Source organism: Thiolapillus sp., from assembly GCF_048562965.1.
GTDB classification, from domain to species: domain Bacteria; phylum Pseudomonadota; class Gammaproteobacteria; order Chromatiales; family Chromatiaceae; genus Thiolapillus; species Thiolapillus brandeum_A.
The window spans coordinates 1-1,308 of the sequence record NZ_JBHNMF010000820.1; the positions used below are offsets into that span (position 1 = coordinate 1).

General features: G+C 48.0%; 1 protein-coding gene. It reads left to right on the plus strand.

What is annotated here, in order from left to right:
• Positions 1 to 115: 115 nt before the first annotated feature.
• Positions 116 to 1,308 (plus strand): integrase catalytic domain-containing protein (locus ACOCD2_RS20350; RefSeq protein ID WP_419625984.1); only part of this gene is annotated, 1,193 nt, incomplete at its 3' end.

A 1,308-nucleotide genomic window follows, 5' to 3' on the forward strand; every position in this document is an offset into this window, starting at 1 on the left:
AGCCTTGTCCAATATGAAATGAGTCTGAACGTAGGTCTTATTTCCAGTATGAGGTGAGTCTGAAATAAGCTGAATTTTTTGGTGATTTGTTCATGATGGGAGCATGAAAGCCATCATGAAAACAGAAGAATTGACCACAATTGAACACCTGTCCAACTTTTTGGAAGGAACCCAAGCGGTTGCTTTTACCATCAGTAGCGACAAGGACAAGCGTTATCGCTGGTTACAGAGGGAACTGGTTCGTTTTGACTATCTGTCTCTGAATAAACCAGACAAAGGCATTGTCATCCGCTATTTGCTCAAGGTAACGGGTTATTCTCGTCAACAATTAACGCGCTTGATTGCCCAGTACCGAAAGACAGGCCGGTTGAGCCGTCAGCAACGAACAACGGCGGGTTTCAAGCGCCGCTACACCGATCGTGACATCCGGCTACTGGCAGAAATGGATGAACCCCATGACACGCCTTGTGGACATGCCATTAAAAAGCTGTGTGAGCGTGCCTATCAGGTGTTTGGGCAATCAGACTATGAAACCCTGGCCGGCATCTCTGTTAGCCATCTTTACAATCTAAGGCAATCCAATGCCTATCAACGGCAGCGCCGAACCTTTGAGAAAACACGCCCCAAGTCATCCACGATTGGCGAACGTCGCAAACCCTGTTCAAATGGTCAGCCTGGCTATATCCGCATCGATACGGTGCATCAAGGTGACTTGGACAAGCAGAAAGGGGTTTATCACATCAATGCGGTCGATGAAGTAACCCAGTTCGAAGTGGTCTGCTGCATTGAGCGTATCAGTGAACGTTACCTGATTCCTGCGCTGGAACAGTTACTGGAAACCTTTCCTTTTGTGGTTCAGGGCTTTCATTCCGATAACGGTTCTGAATATATCAACCGGAAAGTGGCCAAGCTACTGGAAAAGCTCCGTATCGAGTTCACCAAATCCCGCCCCCGACACAGTAATGACAATGCCCTGGCAGAAAGCAAGAACGGAGCCGTGGTCAGGAAGCTGTTTGGATACGAACATATCCCGCAACGTTGGGCGCCTCAGATCAATGCCTTCAATCATGAATACCTCAATCCCTATCTCAACTACCACCGCCCCTGTTTTTTTCCAACAACAATCACGGATGCCAAGGGCAAGCAACGCAAGACCTATCCCTACACCAATATGATGACACCCTATGACAAGCTGAAATCCTTGCCCGATGCATCAAATTATTTGAAACCCGGCATCAGTTTTGACACACTGAACCAAGTCGCCCTGCAAATCAGCGACAATGAAGCGGCGGATCAGATGAAAAAGGC